This window comes from Microcystis sp. M109S1, from assembly GCF_020247025.1.
Classification (GTDB): Bacteria; Cyanobacteriota; Cyanobacteriia; order Cyanobacteriales; family Microcystaceae; genus Microcystis.
The window spans coordinates 1-6,301 of sequence record NZ_JADBRW010000056.1; the positions used below are offsets into that span (position 1 = coordinate 1).

Annotated in this window: 5 protein-coding genes; 3 read left to right on the forward strand and 2 right to left on the reverse strand. The window is 42.6% G+C overall.

What is annotated here, in order from left to right:
• Nucleotides 1-370 precede the first annotated feature (370 nt).
• From htpG to IM322_RS02565, 3 genes are all read left to right on the forward strand, one after another.
• A complete protein-coding gene (gene htpG, locus IM322_RS02555; protein WP_287675482.1) occupies nucleotides 371-2,344 on the forward strand; it encodes a molecular chaperone HtpG in 1,974 nt (657 codons plus the stop codon).
• Nucleotides 2,345-2,573: 229 nt separating this feature from the next.
• Complete coding sequence (locus tag IM322_RS02560; RefSeq protein WP_287675479.1) at nucleotides 2,574-4,076, forward strand: DEAD/DEAH box helicase; 1,503 nt, start codon at nucleotides 2,574-2,576, stop codon at nucleotides 4,074-4,076.
• 60 nt (nucleotides 4,077-4,136) lie between these two features.
• Nucleotides 4,137-4,487, forward strand: a complete 351-nt coding sequence (locus IM322_RS02565) for a 4a-hydroxytetrahydrobiopterin dehydratase (RefSeq protein WP_287675480.1) — start codon at nucleotides 4,137-4,139, stop codon at nucleotides 4,485-4,487.
• Here IM322_RS02565 and IM322_RS02570 read toward each other — a convergent pair.
• Together IM322_RS02570 and IM322_RS02575 are read right to left on the reverse strand one after the other, a co-directional pair.
• On the reverse strand, nucleotides 4,484-5,362 hold the full coding sequence (locus IM322_RS02570) for an NAD(P)-dependent oxidoreductase (RefSeq protein ID WP_287675481.1): 879 nt from the start codon (nucleotides 5,360-5,362) through the stop codon (nucleotides 4,484-4,486). The genes IM322_RS02565 and IM322_RS02570 overlap by 4 nt on opposite strands.
• Nucleotides 5,363-5,450: 88 nt before the next feature.
• The coding region (locus IM322_RS02575; RefSeq protein WP_353737485.1) for a BRCT domain-containing protein at nucleotides 5,451-6,301 on the reverse strand (851 nt) is incomplete at its 5' end.

Here is a 6,301-nt window from a genome sequence, read left to right on the forward strand (position 1 = left end):
CGGACAAGCTTTTCTGAACGGAACCCCCTAAGCCGAGTTTTCAAGGTGCTGTCCGCCCACTTGGTTTTCGAGACGGTCTTTTTAATTCTAACGTAAAGCCAACCTAGAACGGCGGGGTTTCCCACCCAAAATTTTCGATGAACAGTAGAGCTACTGCAATTCTGGCTCAATCGGATTGCTAAAGTCAAAAAGTGCTAAATAACCCCGATAATCCGGCAATTATCCCTGATTTTTGCGATCAAGTTCTAGAATCCGTTTATCGGTACGGTTATCCCCCTAGAAGAAGTTGGGCAATCGCTCTGTGATCAATAGTGCCATCATCGAGCAAAATAAAAAAGTTAGAATAGTCAAGCCCTTAGTGATTGAACGTATGACGGTACTAGAAAAAGGTAATATCACGATTCATACCGAGAATATCTTCCCTATTATCAAAAAATCTCTCTACACTGACCATGAAATTTTTCTGCGGGAATTGATATCTAATAGTGTTGATGCCATCTCGAAATTAAAAATGGCTTCTTTAGCAGGAGAAGCGAGAGGAGAAGTCCCCGAACCAGAAATTAATATCGCCATCGATAAAGAAAATCGTACCCTATCAATTACCGATAATGGTATCGGGATGACGGGGGAAGAAATCAAGAAATATATTAACCAGGTTGCCTTTTCCAGTGCGGAAGAATTTATCACTAAATACCAAAAATCAGCCAAGGATTTAATCGGTCATTTTGGACTAGGTTTTTATTCGGCTTTTATGGTGGCTAAAAAGGTAGAGATTGATACTCTTTCCTATCAAGAAGGTGCTACCCCTGTCCATTGGTCTTGTGATGGTTCTCCAGAGTTTGAATTAACCGATTCTTCCCGCAGCCAAATCGGCACGACTATCACCCTAACTTTAATGGATGAGGAAGGGGAATATTTAGAACCTGCCCGCATTCGCCAGTTAGTCAAAACCTACTCAGATTTTATGCCCGTTCCCATTAAAATTGATGGGGAAGTGATTAATCAACAACGGGCTTTATGGAAAGAATCTTCTCAAAATCTGACTAAAGAAGACTACCTAGAATTCTATCGCTATCTCTATCCTTTCCAAGAAGAACCTTTACTCTGGGTACATCTGAATACCGATTATCCTTTCTTGCTCAATGGCATTCTTTATTTTCCCAAACTCAGACCGGATGTGGATGTCTCAAAAGGACAATTAAAGTTATTCTGTAATCAGGTTTTTGTCAGCGAGCATTGCGAAGAAATTATTCCCGATTTCCTGATGCCCTTGCGAGGAGTTATCGATAGTCCAGATATTCCTTTAAATGTGTCTCGAAGTGCTTTAACCAAAGATCGCACCGTTCGCCGTATTGCCGATTTTATTGCCAAAAAAATTGCTGATCGCCTCAAATCTCTCTATAACGAAGACGCAAAAGAATATATTCGTTGTTGGGGAGATGTGGGAACTTTTATTAAATTTGGTTCCTTGAAAGAGGATAAATTTAAACAGCAGGTAGAAGATATTTTAATCTATCGCACTACCTACAAACCCCCAGAAACCCTGGTACAAGTGGCAGTGCAAACCGCCGAAGGTGACGCCTGGCAAGAAGCAACGGCGAAAACTCCCCTAGAAGCGATCGAACAGGAAGGTTATACTACTCTCAAAGCCTACCTAGAACGCCATAAAGAACGCCACGAAAATCGAGTTTTTTACTGTACCGATCCTCGTAGCCAATCCACCTACGTTGAACTCTACAAAAATCAAGGTTTAGAAATCCTTTTCTTTGATTCTTTCATCGATACTAATTACTTTATTCCTTTCCTAGAAAGAGAATACTCCGATGTAAAATTCACCCGGGTTGATTCTGAATTAGACTCGACGCTGCTCGAACAGGATCAAGCTAGTGAAATTATCGATCCCGGTAGTAATAAAACCCGGTCTGAATTGATCAAAGAAATTTTCGCCAAAGCCCTCGAAAATTCTCGCATCAATATCAAAACTGAAGCCTTGAAATCCGATGATCCCCAAGGTACTCCCCCGGCAATTGTCTTACTTCCAGAAGCAATGCGACGCTTACAGGAAATGACGGCAATGATGCAACAAAAAGCCATGGCTTTCCCCGAAGAACATATTCTGATGATTAATACTAATCATCCCCTAATTCAACAAATTATCCAGATTAGTCAGGGAAGTATTGTTACCGGTAGCGGCGAATCTCCATCGGCGCAATTAGCGAAAATGCTCTGTCAGCACGTTTATGATTTAGCTTTAATCGCTCAAAAGGGATTTGATGCCGAGGGAATGCAAGCTTTTGTGGAACGTTCCAATCGCGTTCTGACTAAGCTAACCGAAAAGATTTAATCTATTGCCAAACTTTAGCTGTTTCGATATGCTGAGAGTGTGTTAATTCACACTCTTTTTTTTTAGCCCGATAAATATGATCTAGCGATAAGCTATCTTGCAGCCGTCAGCCTTGAATCAGTTATCAGTTATCAGATGTAAGTTTTCAGTTCACTTATACTGTTTACTGTTTACTGTTTACTGTTTACTGTTTACTGTTTACTGTTTACTGTTTACTGATAACTGAAAAATGCGCTTACCCACCCTCAAATATGAGCGAGGAACCTTAATTCTCCATCCACCACCAAAAGGGAAAAAATGGCTAGATTTTGCCACTTGGGATGATCGTATTGAAAGATTTCGCATTTTGGCACTTCATTATCGTCCTCTGGTGGAAACTCTACAGGAGGAGGGCATTAACTTCCAAGATGAAGCAAAAGCTTTCAACAATTTAGAATTAATTGCCAGTTTTGAACGGGAACCCTACCCCCACCAAACGGAAGCGTTAATCGCTTGGAAAAAATCCCAGAGAAGGGGTGTCATTGTCCTTCCCACCGCTGCCGGCAAAACCTATCTTGCCCAATTAGCTCTACAATCGACTCCCCGGAGTACCTTAATTATCGTGCCGACTATTGATTTAATGCACCAGTGGTATGCCCAGATGTTGGCGGCTTTTCCCGATGCCGAGGTGGGATTATTAGGGGGAGGTTCTAAGGATAATAGTGCTATTTTAATCGCCACCTATCAAAGTGCGGCAATTTATTCAGAAACTCTTGGCAATCGTTACGCTTTTTTGATTTTTGATGAATGTCATCATTTACCATCGGATTTCTTTCGGAAAATAGCGGAAGATTCGATCGCACCCTATCGTTTAGGCTTAACAGCAACACCGGATCGCGGTGATGGTAGTCATCAAGATTTAGATTATCTTATTGGTGCAATTGTTTATCAAAAAAGTCCCCAAGACTTGTCAGGAAAAGCCCTAGCCGATCATGAAATAATTCAAATTAAAGTGAAACTATCTGCCAAAGAACAGGAAAAATATCAAGAAGCAATTAAAATTCGCAATGATTTTTTAAGAAAAAATAATCTCAGTTTGTCTGGTTTAGATGGTTGGCAAAATTTTGTCATGATTAGTGCCAGAAGTAGCGAAGGGCGCCGGGCCATGTTGGCCCACCGGGAGTCGAAGGAAATATCCTCCGGAACCCAGGGAAAATTGCGGGTTTTAGCCGAGTTAATCTGTGAACACCATCCGGAACGAATTTTAATTTTTACCAACGATAATGCCACAGTTTACCGCATTTCCGAGAGCTTTTTAATACCTGCCATAACCCATCAAACTCCTGTGAAAGAACGCCATGAAATCCTGACCCGTTTTCGTCAGGGAGAATACAAAATTCTGGTGACTTCCCATGTTCTCAATGAAGGGGTTGATGTGCCGGAAGCGGGCATCGCGATTATTTTATCGGGAACCGGTTCCACCCGGGAATATATTCAGCGTTTAGGACGGGTGTTAAGAAAAGGTCAACAAGAGGATAAACGGGCGATTTTGTATGAAGTGATAGCCGAAAATACCACGGAGGAAAAAACCTCCCAACGACGACGGGGAGAGCATAAAAATCAAACTAGCTATAAAACCGGTAATCGACAATTGGAATTATTGCCTTCTCCTCCAAAAAAATCTTTTTCTTTCCCGAAAGCTGCCGAATCTTCTACTCCTTGGGTAAGTTCTCAAGAGTCAGAGGAAGAATAGAAAATTTCTCTGGGGGATTTTCCTCTATAATAAAGGTAAAAAATCTGGATTGATACCCCTATGACCGAACTTGCTCAACAAAAATGTCAACCTTATCAATCGGGTTCTTCTCCTATCACTGCCGAGGAAATTACCGCTTTAAAGGCTAAAATTCCCGATTGGAATCTCTTAGAATACGAGGGTATTCCCCGTCTGCAAAAACTCTATAAATTTGCCAATTTTCAAGGGGCAATCGCCTTTACTAATGCCGTGGGAGAAGCAGCGGAAAAAGAAGGCCATCACCCCGCTTTATTGACAGAATGGGGTAAAGTTACCGTTTCTTGGTGGACACATGACGTGGGCGGATTACATCAAAATGACTTTATCATGGCTGCCCGTACCGATGATATTTATCGTCAACAAAAGGCTTAATCGTAGGCGCGAATCATCGCTTGGGTTCCCTGTTTAATTCCCTTGCCTTCGTCCAATTCCGCTACTGCTTTAAATAGGGTTTCCGCTAAATCTGTCCCAGGCAGAATTTCCCCGGCTGTCTGGGCAGTTTCTTTGACTAATCGCAAATCTTTTAAGATATGTTCAATCATAAAAGCCGGCTGTAAATCTTGGGCGAGGATTTTTGGTCCCAAATTTTCTAAAGCCCAAGAACCCGCCGCCCCCGTTCTACAGACTTCTATGACTAAATTGGGGTCTAATCCTTGAATTTTTGCCATTTTTAGAGCCTCACATAGCGCCACCATGTGAACCGCCCCCAAGACTTGATTACAGAGTTTTACCGCTTGTCCGTTGCCGATTTCGCCACACCAGCGAATAGTTTTGCCCATGGCGTGAAAACAGGGCAAACAAGTCTGAAAATCCGCTTCTTTCCCTCCCACCATAATAGTTAAAGTGCCGTTTTTCGCCCCAATATCGCCCCCAGAGACGGGAGCATCGAGAAAACGGAGATTATTTTCCTCTAGCTTTTTACCAATCATCCTAGCGGCTTGAGAGCCAATGGTACTCATATCCACCACCAGAGTTCCCACCGCTGCCGATTCCATGACACCCCCCGCTCCCAAAATTACTGCCTCCACGTCAGGCACATCCCCGACGCAGGTAAAGACAATCTCGGCATCCCTGACGGCGGCGGCGATACTAGAACAAATGTTCGCACCAGCTGCCCCGGCAATGGTTATCCCCGGCACCTCTGGGGTACGATTCCAAGCATTGACAACAAAACCTTGACGGACAAGATTAGCCGTCATCGGCGCTCCCATCACTCCTAATCCTAAAAAGGCAATTTTTTGACTCATGATTTTGGCAATAATAGGGAACAGGCAGAGTGAACTGAAAACTAAAATCTGATAACTGATAACTGATAACTGATAACTGATAACTGTTTTAGGATTCTACCATTTGCAGAAATTGGGCTTCTGAAAGGGTTTTTATGCCTAATTTTTGAGCCTTTTTGAGTTTCTCACCGGGGGCTTTACCGAGGAGAATATAATCAGTGTTCGCACTGGGGGAACTGGTAACAGTACCACCGACATTAATAATCAATGATTTCGCTTCCTCGCGACTGATTTTGCCGAAGGTTCCTAGTATAACTACGCTTTTTCCCCTGAGGGGATTTTCTGCGGATTCTTGACTCGTTTGGACTATCTCCGCTGCGGGTTGCACTTCTAAACTCGTATCGGCAACCGGGATTTTTTCTGCTGCTACTACAGGAGTTTCCTCGGCAATCACTGGGGGAGTTTCCTCGGCAATCGCCGGGGGAGTTTCTGGTTCTTCTACTACCGGAGTTTCACTAATAATTGCTTCTGGTTCATTAGTGGTAATAGGGGCAGTTTGTTGAGAGAAATCGTCTCTTTCTTGTTGTAGGTTTTGAATTTGAACCTCTAAAGCGGCGATTTCTTTTTGCTTAGTTGCTAACTCACCCTCAAACTTAATTTTTTCCTTTTCTAAAGCTTTAGCTGCCGTTTTTTTGACTTCTAAATCTTGAGTTAGTTGGCGATTTTGTTGGCTTAATTCCTCGATATGACGGGAAGTTGTGGTTTCTAATTGGTCTTTTTCGGCACTTAACTGGTGTAGTTGAATCTCTAAATTAGAAATGTTTTCCCGATAAGTTTCTAGCTGTTGCGGTAACTGGGTTAATTCCTGTAATTGCCCTTCTAAATGAGCAATTGTTGCCTGAGAATCGGCCAATTGTTGCGGTAACTGGGTTAATTCCTGTAATTGCCCTTCTAAATGAG

Coding starts and splice junctions, on each gene's coding strand:
- htpG (WP_287675482.1), top strand. CDS start 371: ATGACGGTACTAGAAAAAGGTAATATCACGATTCATACCGAGAATATC.
- IM322_RS02560 (WP_287675479.1), top strand. CDS start 2,574: ATGCGCTTACCCACCCTCAAATATGAGCGAGGAACCTTAATTCTCCAT.
- IM322_RS02565 (WP_287675480.1), top strand. CDS start 4,137: ATGACCGAACTTGCTCAACAAAAATGTCAACCTTATCAATCGGGTTCT.
- IM322_RS02570 (WP_287675481.1), bottom strand. CDS start 5,362: ATGAGTCAAAAAATTGCCTTTTTAGGATTAGGAGTGATGGGAGCGCCG.